This window comes from Paenibacillus lutimineralis, from assembly GCF_003991425.1.
GTDB lineage: Bacteria > Bacillota > Bacilli > Paenibacillales > Paenibacillaceae > Fontibacillus > Fontibacillus lutimineralis.
The window spans coordinates 6,430,381-6,446,773 of sequence record NZ_CP034346.1 but is presented as its reverse complement, the minus strand read 5'-3'; the positions used below and the strand labels follow the sequence as shown (position 1 = coordinate 6,446,773).

Annotated in this window: 18 protein-coding genes; 12 read left to right on the top strand and 6 right to left on the bottom strand. The window is 45.4% G+C overall.

The genetic code is table 11. The annotated features are described in order from the left end of the window. Window positions 1-16 precede the first annotated feature (16 nt). From EI981_RS28635 to EI981_RS28620, 4 genes are read left to right on the top strand one after another with little or no spacing between them, the layout of a single operon-like run. Entirely contained in the window at window positions 17-955 is a 939-nt protein-coding gene (locus EI981_RS28635) for an ABC transporter permease (protein WP_127004101.1), read from the top strand. Window positions 956-984: 29 nt separating this feature from the next. Beyond that, window positions 985-1,875 carry a carbohydrate ABC transporter permease gene (locus tag EI981_RS28630; protein WP_127004099.1) on the top strand — a complete coding sequence of 297 codons (891 nt, stop codon included), beginning with the start codon at window positions 985-987 and terminating at the stop codon, window positions 1,873-1,875. A 33-nt stretch (window positions 1,876-1,908) separates the two neighbouring features. Beyond that, window positions 1,909-3,558, top strand: a complete 1,650-nt coding sequence (locus EI981_RS28625) for an extracellular solute-binding protein (protein ID WP_127004097.1) — start codon at window positions 1,909-1,911, stop codon at window positions 3,556-3,558. A gap of 25 nt (window positions 3,559-3,583) precedes the next feature. Continuing rightward, the gene (locus EI981_RS28620) at window positions 3,584-5,329 is read left to right on the top strand and encodes a family 10 glycosylhydrolase (protein WP_162616304.1); all 1,746 of its coding nucleotides are present in this window, start codon (window positions 3,584-3,586) and stop codon (window positions 5,327-5,329) included. A gap of 87 nt (window positions 5,330-5,416) precedes the next feature. Here the strand turns inward: EI981_RS28620 and EI981_RS29180 are convergent, their stop codons facing one another. After that, a complete protein-coding gene (locus EI981_RS29180; RefSeq protein WP_162616303.1) occupies window positions 5,417-5,593 on the bottom strand; it encodes a hypothetical protein in 177 nt (58 codons plus the stop codon). 154 nt (window positions 5,594-5,747) lie between these two features. Here EI981_RS29180 and EI981_RS28615 point away from each other — a divergent pair, with 154 nt between their 5' ends. Continuing rightward, the gene (locus EI981_RS28615; protein WP_127004093.1) at window positions 5,748-6,332 is read left to right on the top strand and encodes a Crp/Fnr family transcriptional regulator; all 585 of its coding nucleotides are present in this window, start codon (window positions 5,748-5,750) and stop codon (window positions 6,330-6,332) included. Here EI981_RS28615 and EI981_RS28610 read toward each other — a convergent pair. Beyond that, a complete protein-coding gene (locus EI981_RS28610) occupies window positions 6,301-7,017 on the bottom strand; it encodes a DUF4386 domain-containing protein (protein ID WP_227011630.1) in 717 nt (238 codons plus the stop codon). The genes EI981_RS28615 and EI981_RS28610 overlap by 32 nt on opposite strands. 256 nt (window positions 7,018-7,273) lie before the next feature. Here EI981_RS28610 and EI981_RS28605 point away from each other — a divergent pair, with 256 nt between their 5' ends. From EI981_RS28605 to EI981_RS28585, 6 genes are all read left to right on the top strand, one after another. Continuing rightward, complete coding sequence (locus EI981_RS28605; RefSeq protein ID WP_127004091.1) at window positions 7,274-7,441, top strand: CxxH/CxxC protein; 168 nt, start codon at window positions 7,274-7,276, stop codon at window positions 7,439-7,441. A 181-nt stretch (window positions 7,442-7,622) separates the two neighbouring features. After that, a complete protein-coding gene (locus EI981_RS29325; protein WP_193556415.1) occupies window positions 7,623-7,772 on the top strand; it encodes a hypothetical protein in 150 nt (49 codons plus the stop codon). 19 nt (window positions 7,773-7,791) lie between these two features. Beyond that, on the top strand, window positions 7,792-8,571 hold the full coding sequence (locus EI981_RS28600) for a MerR family transcriptional regulator (RefSeq protein WP_127004089.1): 780 nt from the start codon (window positions 7,792-7,794) through the stop codon (window positions 8,569-8,571). Next, window positions 8,561-9,217, top strand: a complete 657-nt coding sequence (locus EI981_RS28595) for a GAP family protein (RefSeq protein ID WP_127004087.1) — start codon at window positions 8,561-8,563, stop codon at window positions 9,215-9,217. Before EI981_RS28600 ends, EI981_RS28595 begins: the two co-directional genes overlap by 11 nt. Window positions 9,218-9,354: 137 nt before the next feature. Beyond that, window positions 9,355-10,068, top strand: a complete 714-nt coding sequence (locus tag EI981_RS28590) for an ABC transporter ATP-binding protein (RefSeq protein WP_127004085.1) — start codon at window positions 9,355-9,357, stop codon at window positions 10,066-10,068. Next, a complete protein-coding gene (locus tag EI981_RS28585) occupies window positions 10,061-11,659 on the top strand; it encodes an ABC transporter permease (protein WP_127004083.1) in 1,599 nt (532 codons plus the stop codon). The genes EI981_RS28590 and EI981_RS28585 overlap by 8 nt, the downstream gene beginning before the upstream one ends. On the opposite strand, the gene EI981_RS28580 is transcribed toward EI981_RS28585, so the two are convergent. The 4 genes from EI981_RS28580 to EI981_RS28565 form a co-directional block, all read right to left on the bottom strand. Continuing rightward, window positions 11,656-12,558, bottom strand: coding sequence for a sensor histidine kinase (locus EI981_RS28580; RefSeq protein ID WP_127004081.1), 903 nt, complete (start codon window positions 12,556-12,558; stop codon window positions 11,656-11,658). The genes EI981_RS28585 and EI981_RS28580 overlap by 4 nt on opposite strands. A 21-nt stretch (window positions 12,559-12,579) precedes the next feature. Next, on the bottom strand, window positions 12,580-13,377 hold the full coding sequence (locus tag EI981_RS28575; protein ID WP_127004079.1) for an ABC transporter permease: 798 nt from the start codon (window positions 13,375-13,377) through the stop codon (window positions 12,580-12,582). Further along, window positions 13,370-14,293, bottom strand: a complete 924-nt coding sequence (locus tag EI981_RS28570; RefSeq protein ID WP_127004077.1) for an ABC transporter ATP-binding protein — start codon at window positions 14,291-14,293, stop codon at window positions 13,370-13,372. The genes EI981_RS28575 and EI981_RS28570 overlap by 8 nt, the downstream gene beginning before the upstream one ends. A gap of 109 nt (window positions 14,294-14,402) precedes the next feature. Next, the gene (locus tag EI981_RS28565; RefSeq protein WP_227011629.1) at window positions 14,403-15,113 is read right to left on the bottom strand and encodes a response regulator transcription factor; all 711 of its coding nucleotides are present in this window, start codon (window positions 15,111-15,113) and stop codon (window positions 14,403-14,405) included. A gap of 103 nt (window positions 15,114-15,216) precedes the next feature. On the opposite strand from EI981_RS28565, the gene EI981_RS28560 reads away from it, so the two are divergent. Further along, complete coding sequence (locus EI981_RS28560; RefSeq protein ID WP_127004075.1) at window positions 15,217-16,338, top strand: nucleotidyltransferase domain-containing protein; 1,122 nt, start codon at window positions 15,217-15,219, stop codon at window positions 16,336-16,338. Window positions 16,339-16,393 lie beyond the last annotated feature (55 nt).

Genomic DNA, 16,393 nt, shown 5'->3' with positions numbered 1-16,393 from the left:
AGGGAGGGGAAAGCGGATGAAGGCAGCCTCTAGGCCGAATAAGCGGAACAGTTATTGGAAGCAGTTCTGGAAGCAATGGGATTTGCAATCGATGGTTATACCTGGCGTTATCCTTGTATTCATCTTTAGTTATATACCGATGTACGGCGTTCTTATGGCTTTTCAGCAATACGATATCTTTGCGGGAATTTCGGGGAGCCGTTGGGTAGGCTTGATGAATTTCCGGATGTTCTTCGACGCACCGGAGTTTTTCAACGTGATGCGCAATACGATTGTCATTAGCTTATTGAAGCTGGTCGTATCTTTCCCGGCGCCAATCATTCTTGCCCTGATGCTGAATGAAGTCGGGAATATGGCCTTCAAAAGATTTATTCAGACGGTCAGCTACTTGCCTTATTTCCTGTCATGGGTCATTGTGTCGGGGTTCGTGTTCTCCCTTTTATCGGTGGATAACGGTACGGTGAATATTTTACTGGAGAAGCTTAATCTGATTGAGCATCCGATCAACTTCCTGGCGATCCCGGAATATTTCTGGTCCATTCTTGTAAGCGTTAACGTCTGGAAAGAAGTCGGCTTTGCAAGCATCGTCTATCTAGCCGCTATCGCCGGTGTTGACCCGACCTTATATGAGGCGGCTTCGATCGATGGTGCGAGCAGATTCAAGCAGATCTATTTAATTACGCTGCCCAGCATAGCACCGATCATTATCATCTTCATGATCCTGGCAATTGGCAACATCTTAAGCGCTGGGTTCGAAGACATTCTACTGCTGGCCAACAATCCGATTCTGCGTGATTATTCCGATGTGATCGATACTTATGTGTATCGTGTCGGGATATTGAATGCTAGATTCTCATATGCCACAGCGGTAGGGCTGTTCAAGGCGGTTATTAGCGTAGGCCTGCTTGTCATCGCTAACAAGATTGCACGCCGGGCAGACGTTAGTCTCTGGTAAAGACTGCAATCATAAAGGGGGAACGAAAAATGAGGCTAAGTCTAGGGGATAAAATCCTGCAGCGGACGATTTACATTTTGTTGACGCTGCTTGCGGTTGTGATGCTCTATCCGTTCTGGAACTCGCTTGTGATCTCTTTCAATCTGGGGAGCGATACATCGCTTGGCGGTGTCACCTTATGGCCAAGGGCCTTTACGCTGGAGAACTATTATATCGTGTTTCAGGATAAGCGACTGCTGAATTCCTTCGGGATCACGATTTTGAGAACGTTGTCCGGAACATTGCTGTCTGTATTTTTTACAGCGCTGCTAGCCTACGGGATGTCCAAGAAGACGCTCTTAATGCGTAAATATTACATGGTCTATTTCATTGTAACGATGTTCTTCAGCGGTGGCCTGATTCCTACTTATATGCTTATTCGTTCTCTCGGGATGCTGGATACGCTGTGGGTGTTTATTATTCCGGGAATCATCAGTATCTATAACATGATCGTGATACGTACGTTCTTCTCGGCGCTGCCTGATGGGCTGGAGGAATCAGCAAAAATAGACGGCTGCAGCAACTACGGCATCTTCTTCCGGATCGTCATTCCGGTCTCGGGGCCGGTGTTGGCTACCATATCGCTATTTACAGCCGTTGGCCACTGGAATGACTGGTTCACGGGGGCGATCTATATTACCAAGGATCATCTGCTGCCGATTCAGACCCTACTCCGCCAAATTATGAACTCCAACATCATGACAGAGATTTCATCATCGAATGCGATAGCACTGGACCATATCAACCGCAATCGGACGGTTACAACCAAATCGTTAACGATGGCTACCATGATGATTGCGACGATCCCGATTATTCTGACCTATCCGTTCCTGCAGAAGTATTTTGTTAAGGGCGTATTGATCGGGTCGTTAAAAGAATAATTTCAATATATTTTAAGGGAAGAAGGGGAAAAGATGAACCAACGATGGAGATGGGCTTCGCTTCTATTAGTATCTGTGCTTGTGTTCCTTACGGCATGCAGCAATGGAGGCGGAGCGAATAACGCTGGCGGGTCTTCACAGGACAACCGTGGGCCGGCAAATGAGGCAGTCGATGATGGCAGCGGCATTAAGCCGGTTACGTTCAGCTTCTATGGGCATTATGACTGGCTGACCACAGCACCTTGGGGAGAGAATGAAGCAACACAATGGATCAAGGAGAACCGCAAGGTTACCGTAGAGCCTGTACAATCGGGCGGAGCTGCAGAAGAGAAACTGAACACGATGATCGTCAGCAATAATCTGCCGGACGTTATATTCACAGATCGAGGCGCCACGGTGGAGCGTCTAGTCAAGGCCGGGAAACTGGTTGCGCTGGATGATTACTATGAGAAGTACCCGAATTTCAAGAAATACGTCAAGGAATCAACGCTTAATCTGCTGCGCTCGGAGGACGGGAAAATCTATCAAATTCCGAACTGGTACACCTCGGGAACGTTCGGCAATGGCGGCTGGATGGTGAACAAGGACATTTATAATGAGCTGGGTAGACCGGCCTTGGAGACATTCGATGATCTGTATCAATATTTATTACAGGTACGTGATAAATACCCGAATGTCGTGCCTCTGGAGGTTGGGGAGAAGGGAGCCGGGCTTGAGATCATGTACGGCGGATTCAAGGAGGATTCGACCAGTAAGAACATCTCCCTGATGGGTTATCCCGAAGGCGACAAGTTGGTGTCCATTTATGAAGATCCTGCCTTTGAGGAGCTGATGCTGTATGTCAATAAGCTGTTCCGCGAGCGTCTGATCACGCAGGATGCGCTGCAGCAGACCCAGGATGCCGTGAAGGAGAAGGTAAATACGGGCCGGGTCGCGGTCATGATCGAATCCAATATTACGACCTATGGCGCAGAGGGGCACCGTGCTCTAACCGGGAAAAATCCCGACAGCGGTTATGAGATCATCTGGCCCCTCCGTAAAGCGGGGCTCGATAAGAACAAAGTATTTATAAGCGGTTTCGAGAGCTTGGGCTGGAATGTCAACGTGATTACTACGAAGGCGAAGGACCCGGAAGCGATATTTGCTTATTATGACTGGGTTACTGGCCCTGAGGGGCAGAAGGTATTATTCTTTGGGCCAAAGGGATTGTTCTGGGATGAAGAGGATGCCGATGGGGCGCCGATTCCGAACGAGAGATACAAGACCGGGGACACCAACGAGCGTACGGAGAAGATGCGGAAGTTCGAGGATTTCAACTGGGCAGGCAATACGACGTTTATCGATACGGCCAAGATGAGTCTGGAGACGGCGCTCTCCGAGAACCAGAGATCATGGGAGACGGTGGCTCAGTCTACGGTGACCTGGGCGACTTCCAAGGACATTACTGAATTCGTGAACACAGATCCGATCCCAGATACAGACATAGGTATTATCTCGCAAAATGTCCGTGATATTTTCACCGTATCCTTTGCCAAGATGGTCCATGCTAAATCCGACGATGAAGTATTGTCTGTTCTGGCGACAGCTAAGCAGGATTCAAACAAAGCCGGCCTGGATAAGCTGCTGCAATTCAGAACAGAGAGATGGCAGGAGAATGTCAAGAAGATCAATATGAGTCAATGAATTCTATGAAATGGAGGCAAAGAGTATGAAGTCTGCACTGAAATCGAGGTTAGCTGTGATAATAAGTGTATCGATGATATTGGCGCTGCTTGGTAGCCATATTGCTTCTGTGGGTTCTGTTCAAGCTTCTGAACCGGCGAATACGCCATTTGAAACAGAGGTTATTGTACGAACAGTCAATCAGTTCAAGAAAAAGTCCGATGTGACGAACTTCGTGAGCATGGCTAAACAGTACGGGGTGGATGTTATCAGCATGAATGTCAAGCAGGACGAAGACGATGAGGTTCCTTCAGGGCGGGTGTTCTATCATAGTAGCATCGCTCCAATTGCCGCAGGATATCATACATTCGATGCCCTTCAGGAGGTTATCACGGCTGCTCATAACGTGGGAATCAAGGTTCATGCCTGGATTCCACAATTCCACGACCAAGAGGCATTTATCAAAAATAGCAATTGGCAAATGAAGGCGCTCATTAACGGAGTTCCTACACCTTTTACAGGCTCGAATGGGAGTGAGTATTTCGTCAATCCTCTTCATCATGAAGTACAGCAGTATGAGCGTTCCATTATTCAGGAAGTAGTAGAAAATTATAATGTGGACGGCGTAGTGCTGGACTGGATCCGCTTCGATGATTACAACATGGACGTAAGCGATTATACGGTGCAGAAGTTCCAACAGCAATTCGGGTATTCCCCGCTTAATATTAACTTTGCCGTGAATTCACCTCAGCGGGATCAGTGGAATGAGTGGAGAACGGATCAGATCGGCCTGTACGTAGGCGATATTCGCCAGGATCTCTCGTTATCATCAAAGCCGGATATGCAGCTCGGGGTGTATATTCTGCCGCCGGAATTCGTAGAGGTCGGCCAGGACGTGTCCAAGTTCAAGCAGTATATTGACTTCATCGCTCCAATGGCTTATTTCGATGACTGGGATTTCAATAGCGATTGGGTTTATAGCGATCAATACGGGATATTGAAGGATACCGCTGACCGCATTAGCGGCGAGAATGTGGAAATCGTAGCGACGTTGGATAATGACTGGAGCGATGATGAGTATCAGGAAGTGTATAAAGGAATCCGTGATAATTATCCAGGCATAAAGCGCTTATCCTTCTTTGCGTACAACAAATGGCCGGAATCCGAGCTGGCCAAGATTAATCAACGAACAACCTGGCCTACTCCCGACTGGACGCCCCCTGTAGAGCAGGATTATCAGGCAAATCTGCCGGCAGGCTGGAGTGCGAGAAATATTGGTCTGATGCCGGGAGATGCCGGGTACAATAGCGTGAACAAGCAATTTACGATCAGCAGTCGCTCCACCGATATATGGGGAAATAGCGATCAGTTGAACTATATATATCAGCCGATCAGCGGAAATGTTGATACGATCGTTCAGATCAAATCGATGAGCGCTATGGACGAATGGGCGAAAGCGGGGATTATGATCCGGGAGTCGCTGGCTGGCGATGCGAAGCATGTAGATATGATGATGACACCGGGGAATGGGGCTACCTTCCAATACAGACAGGAGACCCACGGCGGGATGAGCGACCAGACAGCAAATGCAACGGTGCCCCGGTGGCTTAAACTAAGTAGAAGCGGTAATAATTTCACGGGTTCGGTATCCTCCAACGGTACGAAATGGACGAAGATCGGTACGGTTACGATCTCTATGAATCAGCAGGTGTATATAGGCCTGGCAGTCAGTAACCCTGGAGATAACCAGACAAACAAGGCCGTGATCGGGAATGTGAGTATCTCTCAATAAGGAATAAACCTCTCTAGAAGAGCAGCTGTTTGCTGAATCCGATAGAGAGGTTTTTTCTTGGTATCTATGGCAGGCAGGATAATACCATTATTCTCCTATTCCTTTTTTACTATTGTATACCTTCCATTGTTTTCTAAGTTTTTTAAGAAATCCGTGCTGTTTTCTTTCATTTTGCAACAGCCTTAAATACCTCATGAGCAGGCGATATCGTTGTTCATCGTGATGGTCAAGCTTGTGCATTTCATCAAGAATGTCGTTATTCAAATTATGTCTACCCCCTGAAGAGATTCGTACAAGTGTGTTCTATTTTATATGAGTAAACTCAATATAATCTGAACATCCATTTCATGTTATAGTCTATAGCTATAGAGATGAAGTTCGTCGTAAATTTCAATTTCTGAACCTGAGAGGGATCCTAATGAGAAGTATCCTAATGAAGTATCTGGCTAAATTCACAACGCTTAGCGAAGAAGAACAGCAAGCGATTATTGATGATATATGTGTCGTGGAATATAAGAAGGGCACGATACTGATTCGGCAAGGTGACATTCCGACGAAATGTTATTTCGTTTTAAAGGGGTGCATCAGGCAATTTTCCATCGATGAGGCAGGGAAGGAGACAACCTCTAATTTCTATACCGAAGAGCAAGCTGCTTCTATCTTCAACTACTATAGGCAGGATCGGTCATCCCCTTACACTTTAGCTTGTCTGGAGGACTGTGTACTGGTTGTTGGCAATCTGGATATGGAACAGGACATGTTCAGCAAATATGCACAACTGGAGACGATGACCCGCAAAATGGTAGAGGAGAACCTGGGGGAGGTTCAAGATGAGTGGTCTTCATTCATCTCCTCTACACCTGAAGAGCGGTATAAGGCATTAATGCGGAGAAGGCCTGATTTAGCCGAACGTGTACCTCAGCATCAATTAGCCAGTTATCTCGGTATGACTCCAGAGTCATTAAGCCGAATCAAGAGACGGATTCACGAGCAGGATTTTTAAATAGCAGCCAGATGGCTAGTCCCAGCTCCCCTAGAGTCATTGGCAGAGTGAAGATAAGGGTAAGAGTTGAGATCAATTTACTATACTCCGGTAGAAAGATATTGCATAAGTGAATGAAAATATAGCCTATTCCCCCGAGCAACAAGAGGATGCCGATAATTCTTGGAATATTACGTGATCGGAGAGTTAAATAGCCCACAACGAGAAGATGTCCTCCAAAAATGATCAAACCGATCGACCAGATCGATTGAAATGCATTAAGAGATAGCATCATCAAGGCTTGAAGCTGTTCGATACTAAATGAAGCTAAAGAGGCACTATTCGTGATGAGCAGCAGTACAAACACTAAATTCAGGATAACTATACCGAGTATGGCGGAATAGATAAGACGAAGCCAGGCCGCGAGCAGGGAAAGACCTTTGTGGACGGGGGCGAGGACCAAATAAAGCGCCCAGGCAGCGACAACGTCACAGATTAGAATGATTACCCATCCGAAGAGCTCGGCTTTGAACAGGTTGATCGAGGTGAGGATGTTCTGAAATGTCAGTGCGGGGTTATTCTGCACTACAAGGCGTCCATGAATGAAGCCATAGGCAAAGAATGCTGCGAATGCCATGACAATTAACGATGTACCGGCGGTTAGCGCAGACATCCGTGGGTCCGATAATTTTTTAACACTTCTCATATAAGTAACCTCCTGTATGAAGATATCTGCTCTTATTTTAGATAGGAGCTGGATTCTGATCATTGACTTAAGTCAAGAGAGTAGCTGATTCTCATCAGGAGGATACCCATAGAAGGAGGGGACATATTTTCCACGGGAAAGTATGCGTAAATTGGTTCCTTTTTGCGCTGGAGTATGGTAGAACAGATACAGGATGTTTGTAATTCTAGAAGCGTATGCTTAGTAGCTGCGGCAACAGAGAGGATGCTTTACGTATATGTATGTAGTATGCAAAGATCATGTAGAAGTAGCCATCGATAAGTTCATTAAAGAGTTCGAGGAAGCACCGGACGTTGTAGATTTGGAACATACGAAATTTATTGATTGGGAGCCGCCGGTAAAGTGTGAAGAATGCCAGCACGAGGCGCGGTTCTTAGTTGTGTGATAATGATAGTGAAGAACAATAAGCTCTCCCTTTTTGGGAGGGCTTGTTTTTTTAGCTGAAAGGTCAATTTGAAAGGATTCCGTAAAATTAAAAACCTAAAGCCCTTGAAAGTGACGTTGCGTCATTTTGTATAATCGAAGCAATGATGTAATTTCCAATAATTATGAAGGGGGCTGCAGTTATGAAGGAAGATGATGCCATTATTTATGGATGTGTCATCATTGGCGCGGGGCTTGGTTTTATAGTGGATAAGGCATTGCCTGGGGTCGTTATTGGGCTTGGACTGGGGTACTTGCTGAAATATGCTGTAATTAAGGATAGAGAAGAATAACACGGGGAGGTACCTTGTCTTGATTCATATTAAAGAAGTTGCAAAACAGACAGACATTTCCGTCCGAACTCTTCGGTACTATGATCAGATCGGATTGCTGACTGCACCTGCCAAAACAGAGGGAGGACATCGTCTCTATACAGAAGAGGAGCTGAAGAGGCTCCAATATATCCATTTCTTCAAAGGGATGGGCTACAGTCTGCAAGAGATTAAAGAAATGCTATCTGACCCCAATTGGAATTGGCTGGACAGTCTAAATAAACAATTGGCCTGTATCCTAGAAGAGCAGCAGAGATTAAAGCGTATGGAATCTTCTCTGCGGGAGCTAATCCATGGAATTGTTGTCGAAGTGGGGGATGAACAGGCGGCAGTGCAGAAGCTAATTCAGTTATCCCAGCAATACAAGAAAAGATCGCCTACTTTGAAGCAGAGTATATTTAGCGAGAGGGAGAGGGAGCTATTAGCGAGAGTTCCAAAAATGAACGGAGAGGATCCAGCTACAATGGAGTGGATCGCCCTGCTGGGCCAGTTGAAGCAGCATATGAAGGATGGTCCTGATTCACCTAAGGTTCAAAATATTATACGCCGTATGCTGGAAAAGCAAGTGGAAGAATTTGAAGATGAAGGTGAATTCATTAATAAATTATGGGAAGTGAGAAAATCCCCGCAGCAATCGGAGCTGCTTGGACTTTATCCGATTGATCAGGAGATTCTTGATTTTATGGAGCAGGCTTATGAGGCTCATATGGTTGAAGTACAAGGGATACTAGGAGAGAAGGGGGAGTATCGTGAGTCTTGAACTACTAGGTATGATCGGCGGACTAGCTCTATTAGATACACTTAGTCCGGCAACTCTGGGAGTAACGATTTATTTGCTGCTTTCTGAAAAGGAGCGATTAGGTTCACGCTTAATGATTTATTTAGGCACGGTTGCCGCTCTTTATTTCTCGGTAGGCTTTGCGCTCATGTTAGGCCTGGATACGCTGTTGTCTACGCTATCCTCGATTCTTGAGCATCGGTCCATTAGTTGGATGATGATGATCATTGGCACCATTTTATTCATAGCCAGCTTCTTCTATCCTACAGGTAAGAAAAGGGCAGATCTGCCAAGACCGAAGTCCAGAAGTAAAGCCGCTATGATTGCCCTCGGATTTACGACATCCGTGGTTGAAGTGGGGGCGGCATTTCCTTATTTTGCAGCGATTGGTCTTATGACTACCGCCAATTTACCTGCGTATCAGTGGCTTGTCATTCTAGGCGGCTATAATTTCATAATGATTCTGCCGCCACTTGTATTGTTTATCCTACATGCATTATTTGGTAAGGCCATGCAACGACCATTGGAACGGCTACGAATCAAGCTTTCAAATACAGGATCGGCCCTTTCGTGGATTATGTGTATCGTTGGACTGATTTTAATTTTTAATAGTGTAGACAATCTATAAATGGAGCCTAACCCTCTACATTATCCTAAAGTGGATGGATACAATTGAACGTTTAACATAGATTAAACGTATTATATTTGTTCTGTTAGAACAGAAAAGATATGAGGCTGTACACATCCATGGAAGGGTGAGGAAAGATGCTTACAATAAGACATTTTACGAAGAGCTATAAAGGCGGTAAGAAGGCCGTAGACGACTTGAATCTGGTGGTTGAAAAAGGTGACATTTACGGTTTTATCGGACATAACGGGGCAGGAAAGACGACGACGATCCGCTCAGTCGTTGGTGTACTGGACTTTGAAGAAGGGGATATTGAAATTGACGGTATCTCGATCAAGAAAGACCCGGTTGCCTGCAAGAGGGTTACTGCCTATATTCCGGACAACCCGGATCTATACGATCATCTTACTGGCATACAGTATTTGAATTTTATCGGTGATCTCTATAGCGTGTCGAAGACAGATCGAGAGCGGCTGATTAAGCAATATGGCGATGCCTTTCAAATTACAGCCAGTTTGGGGAATTTGATCTCCTCGTACTCTCATGGTATGAAGCAGAAGCTGGCGATTATCTCTGCTCTGATTCATCAACCGAAGCTGTTGGTCCTGGACGAACCTTTTGTCGGACTTGACCCACAGGCGGCCCATACGTTAAAGGCGATCATGGCAGACCTGTGCAGGAACGGCAGTGCCATCTTCTTCTCCACCCATGTGCTTGATGTGGCAGAGAAGCTGTGTAATAAGATTGCTATTATTAAAGCGGGTCGTTTGATCACTTATGGCAAGACTGAGGATGTGAAGGGGGATCATAGCCTCGAAGATGTATTCCTGGAGTTGATAGATAATGATTAATATATGGCGTTTAACAAAGATACAGCTGCTCTCCACATTTGGCTTGAATAAAGCATTGCATACTTGCGATGGTAAGGAAAGGCGCAAATTTCTTCTTCTCAGTATCGGTATTCTGATTGGTGTGGTTATGATTGCAGGATATTCTTTTGTGTACAGCTACTTAATGGCGCAGACCTTTGAACAAATTGGGCGTATGGATCTGCTGCTGGCTATCATGATGGCAGCAACATCGATACTCGGGTTCTTTACAACGATTTATAAAGCTAGCGGGGTATTATATAGCTACAAAGACTATGATTTGGTCATGTCGTTACCTATCCGAACAAGCTACGTGGTAGCGAGCCGTGTTCTTCAGCTCTATGTGCTAAATTTATTTTTCATGTTGATACTGATGCTGCCGGCTGGTGCGGTATATGCAATAAAAGTGAATCCAGAAGTGGTATTTTATCTGTCATTTCTAATTACACTCTTGTTTATTCCGTTATTACCTATTATTGCGGCAGCCCTAATTGGTGCGCTGATCAGCTGGGTCTCCTCCCGGTTTAGAGCGAGTCGAGTGATCACCATTGTTCTAACCATGGCCGTAACGATTGGAATTATGGCCGGATTGTTCAGCCTCAAAGGAAACGAGCAGATGCTTACAGATATGAGTACGCAATTGGCAGATATGATCTTTAAGCTGTATCCTCTTGCAGCCATGTATGTAGATGCCGTTTGCTCCTATCAGATCGGCCCGTTGCTATTATTTATGGCCATTTCGTTGCTGGCGTTCATCTTGTTCTCTATTGTACTTGGCACGAGATATAAAGCGATACACACAGGCTTAACGACGTCCCATACAAGCAGTAAATATGTGATGAGATCACTGAAAGCTTCTTCTCCTTTTCGTGCCTTGTATGTCAAGGAACTGCGGCGATATTTTAGTTCTTCTTTATATGTACTGAATACGAGTATAATCATGATTTTTCTGCTCGTGACATCGATTGCCCTATTGTTCATTGGCTCGGAGAAGCTTGGGCAATTGATAGAAATTCCACAAATGTCTGACTACTTGGGGCGAATGGCTCCACTGGTCGTTTCTTTGTTCGTCACATTAAGCTGCACATCAGCAAGTTCTATTTCTCTGGAAGGCAACCATTTATGGATACTCAAAAGCTCGCCCGTATCAAAGAAAGATATTCTGCTTAGCAAGGTCGCGGTCAATCTTACCGTCACCATACCAATCTCGGTAGTGAGCTGCTTGATGCTTATGATATCATTGCGCATGGGATGGATGGAGAGTCTGCTGTTGTTGGTGATCCCTGTGATCTATGCGTGTTATTCAGCGATGCTGGGGATTATAGTTAATTTGAAGTTTCCAAAACTGGACTGGACAAGCGAAGTTACTGCGATTAAGCAGAGTGCATCGGTACTCGTTTCTATGTTATTGGGCTTTATCAGCGTAGTGATTCCAGTTGCTATATTATTTTTGTTATCCCATGTGAACGGTAATCTCATTTTGTTGGGCATTGGAGTCATGATGTTGGCGGTATGCGGTATGATGTATAAATACATTGCGACCCAAGGGGAGCGGTTGTTCCAGGCACTTTAATGGTCATTTCGGTACAATGGTAAATGAACTCGTATCTCAAGGCAGCCATCCTGCAGCGATGCATCTGTGCTGCCTTCCATTTGTGCTGCCAGCAATTTAACGATGGACAAGCCAAGTCCTGTACTGCTGCCTCGTGCTTGATCTCCGGTGTAAAAGCGATCAAACAGCCGCTTCACATCAATGCTTGTGGCTGGATTAACACGATTGCGAAATGACAGGATGGCCTGTTCGTCCGTAGTAGGCAGGCTGACCTGCAGAGTTCCAGTTGAATGCTGTATCGCATTACGGATCAGATTCTGAATAATCCTTGTGATCATCTCCTGATCGCCAAGAATATAGGTAGGCGGGGCTTCCTTGAACTCAACGGTCAGCTTGTTGTCTTCAAGCGCTGGGACTGACGCGGCGAGGCACTCTGTTATCAGATTGGTCAAGTTGACCCGTCTGCTCTGAAGCTTTGGCTCGGCATGAACCAGACAGGAATACTCAAAGAAATGTTCAATCAAATATCCTAGCTCATTGGCATGCTTCTGCGCAATTTGCAGCTTCTTCTGCTGGTCATGGGTTAACTCACTCAAGGTCAGCAGTTGGTGATAGCCCTTAATAGCTGTAAGCGGGGTGCGCAGGTCATGGGATATATTGGTGATCATTTCCTTGAATCTTCGCTCCTCGTGAATGCCTTTAAGACGGAGGGTTTCCTCCGCCTTCAGGCATCTATTGATTTGAATCGCTAGAGTATTCAGTTCCTTGCTTACGAGCTCTAGACTGATCGGCTGCCGCGTCTGTTCGCTCAGGCGTTTGCCGAGCTGTCGGTTGATGCTGCGCAATTGCTGCAGGATAAATACGATATATAGAATAAGTCCGATGACTAAAATGGTTAGAAATCCTACTGCAATGGCCACTACGTTTCATCAACCTCTCCGTTATTTAATCTCAGACCTTCTGAATGTGCTGAATGTGACAACGAGCATGATGATGATAAAGATCAAGCTGACTGCGAGGGCCTTGACAATCTCTCCCGTGCTCGAAGTTAGTGTTAGAAAAGTATAGTTCCCTCCATAGGGTGTGCAGGAGAAAATACGGTCAAACAGCTTGGAGCTGTCACTCAGCTTGGTAAGCTGCGCAGTCAGGATGGAAAAACCGTAATAAATGGCGACGACCAGAACAGGCTTTTTAAGTGTAAAAGCAAGTGGGATACAGATACTTACCTGAGCAATATAGACAAGGGTCAAGGTCAAGATGATCGCGGCTAGCTTCCATATCTCCGCTGCAGTGAGTGCCTTCCCGGCTTCTGTAGTCATCATATTCAGGAAACCTACGGCTACGGAGCCCATGCTGAATTTGGAACCCGTCCCAAGTACAACCCCTGTTGTAACGATATAAGGAATCAGAATGCACAGGATAGAGAAGCAGAAGACGGTTGTCTTGCCTATGATGATCGAAGCCCTGCTGGAACCGCTCGCCACAGCATCATGAAATGTTCTTGAGTCAAAATCACCGCAGATTAATATCGCCGCCATGACGGCGCCAAGAATGCTGATTACGTTGATATCCGAGAACATGAATCCAAGTCCGGTCAGGTTTTCATCGATTTTACCTTGCGGGATCAGATAGGCTATGATTGCCACCATTATGCTACTGATCGTTGTGATGGAAAATAAAACTTTAATGGGTGCGGATTTGCGCAATTTATAAATATCAGCCTGGATCAAATTAAGCATGTTGTTCACCACCTATCACAGAGATAAAGTAGTTCTCCAGTGTATCGCCTTCGTTGGAGAGATTGCTGATAACAATTCCGTTTTCGAACAGAACACGCGATACCTTCTCCTTATCATCGAGATAATCATACAACTTGACGCTTTGATCAGGCATAACCTTGTAATTGGTCGTATGCAGCTGCATTTCCAGAACACTTACCAGCCTTTCCGGTTCACTGCTACGGATTAGAAAATGATGCTTACAGCGCTCATCTAGTTGCTCTAGTGTAAGGACCTGCTTCAATTCGCCTTGATGGACGATGATATAATCCGTTGCGGTCTGATATAGCTCCGGCAAGTTATGACTTGAGATCAAAATGGCCATATGTCGTTCTTCGCATAACTTTTTAAGCAAATTTCGGATCTCTATGACCCCTACAGGATCAAGACCATTAATTGGCTCGTCTAGAATGAGAAGTTCGGGACTGCTAAGCAGAGCGATCGCAATTCCCAGGCGCTGCTTCATACCCAGCGAGAAGTTCTTGGCCTTCTTCCTCCCGGTATCAGCAAGGCCGACCAACTGCAGTAATTCGTCCTCTATTTCCTTGTTCGGAATTCCTCGTATGATGCGGTGAAGCCTGATATTTTCTTTGGCGGTCATGCTTAGTGTCAAGCTAGGATATTCAATCATGCTGCCGATCCGTTTGCGTTCGATTTGCAGGTTCTTCTCCCCTTGATGGCCGAATAGCTCAATCGTTCCGCTTGAAGGAAAACTTAGTCCGGTGATGAGCCGCATTAGCGTCGTTTTACCGGCTCCGTTTTGCCCGATTAGACCATATATTCTACCAGGGGCCAGACTAAGTGATATTTGCTTCAATACATTGGCTTCGCGATAGCTCTTCGTCAGGTCCGTGGTTTTCAGTACATATTCAGTCATAATTGTTCACCTGTCCTTTCTATACGCAAAAGTATAAGGCGCAAAGGTTTAGAAAAGGTCAAGAGCTATGTGGAAAAGTGTCAGGAAAGGGATAATTTGAATAACCTCTTTATTCCTGATAGAGGCGATAGCCAAGCCCCCATACTGTTTCAATATATTGCTCGTCAGGGCTAACCTTCTTGAGCTTGCTGCGCAGGTTGCTGATGTGAGTCTTGACAGCGTTATCGTCGCCGAGATATTCCTCCTGCCAGATGGATTCGTATAGATTGGCCTTCGTGAACACCTTGCCTGTATGCCCCATTAGCAGCTCCAGAATCATATATTCTGTTGCGGTCAGTTCAATTTCGGTACCGCTCACGCAAACCCGCTTCGTATGTTCGTCGAGTATGACATCTTTGTATGTAATGACAGGGTTCTCCTGTATTTGCCTATGGGAGCGTCGCAAGTTGGACTCGACCCGAGCAACCACTTCTCCTAAATCAAAGGGCTTGGTAATATAGTCGTCCGCACCTAACCGCAGTAAATCTATTTTTACACCAACCATATCCTTGGCAGAAATAATAATAACCGGAGCATCTGAGAAGGTACGCATCTCTTTCAGTATTTCGTCCCCGCTTTTGTAAGGAAGCATAATATCCAGCAAAATTAAGTCATAGGAGTTGGTCTGAATTTCTTTGATTCCATCCAGGCCGGTATATGCAGATTTAACGCGATAGCCCGCAACGGTCAACGCTTCGGCCAGCAAGTGATTCACATCTACTTGATCTTCGATCACCAGAATCATATTCACGATAGACACCGGATTCCTTTCTGAGTTCATTTGTCTTGGCTCTATTCTAGTAGATTATAACTGAACTTTACCTATTAGGTCTCTGAGAACCTTGATATCATAACCTCGTAAGGATACATGGGAGGGGATACGAATGTTGAATGTGTTTGATGTTGCTCAGGCTCTTATAGATTATGTTGAAAAGGAGTATTCCGACGAGATCGCAATTATCGCTTATTATGGGTCATATGCTCAGGGAACGGCTACAAAACGTTCTGATCTGGACTTTTTCTTTATCCCGGCTAGTCCACAGGGTTACCAGGCGAGTATCCAGTTCATCATTGACGGCATAGGGTTTGATTTCTGGCCTATAAGCTGGGAGAGAGCAGAGAGAATGGCTTCCTTCCAGGAGGATAAAACGACGATTATCGCGGATAGCAAGCTTTTATATGTTCGTTCACAAGAGGACCATGACAGATTTATGAGGCTGCGCGAGACAACCTCTACCATGCAGGGGCCGGAAAAGGCACAGGATATGGTAGAGAAAGCAGAATCGGAGCTTCGGAAGGTTTATCTGCATTTGTATAAGATGAGCCGAGCCGTCGATTCCGAAGATATCACCTTCTATAGAATAGAGGCTCATGAAGTTTTAACCAAAGTATTGCAAAGTCTGGCATTATTGAATAGGACCTATTATACAAGGGGCTTTGGCAAGAATATGGAGCAGGTTCTAGGCCTGCCGTTGAAACCGGCTCTCTTGAAGCAACATATAGATGCGATTATGTACAGCAGCGTGAACGCAGACATATTACAGGCTTCCGAGGAACTTACGGCAAGTACGCTGGACTTGGTGTTGGAGCAAAAAGAAAAGTATTACGGGACTCCTTCTTACCCTGACAGAATGAAAGGTTTTTACGAAGAGTTAAAGGGAGTTATGGATAAAATCATTACGGCCTGTGAAATGAATGACTATGATACGGCGTTTTTCTCTGCTATTTCTGTACAGGACTTGACCGCAGCCTTTTTATTCTTTGCTGAAACGGGCCACTGGCCTTCTGACTTGATCATCAATTCATCGTATATAGAGACATATAGAAAATTGGGGTTCCCTGAATTGATTGCTGCTCTGGATTCGCGGGATTTATCGAAATTACAGGCTGCGGTGGAATCCTTGGTCGTCTCATTAGATAGGTATCTTCGGGCAAATGGAGTCGAAATCAATTGTTTCGATAATGCAGAACAGTTTACAGCCTTTCTTAAGGAGAATAAGATGTAACCTTTTTGGATGTCGCTGGCACTTGAATAGGAGAAGGCGGATATAAGGAGGCATC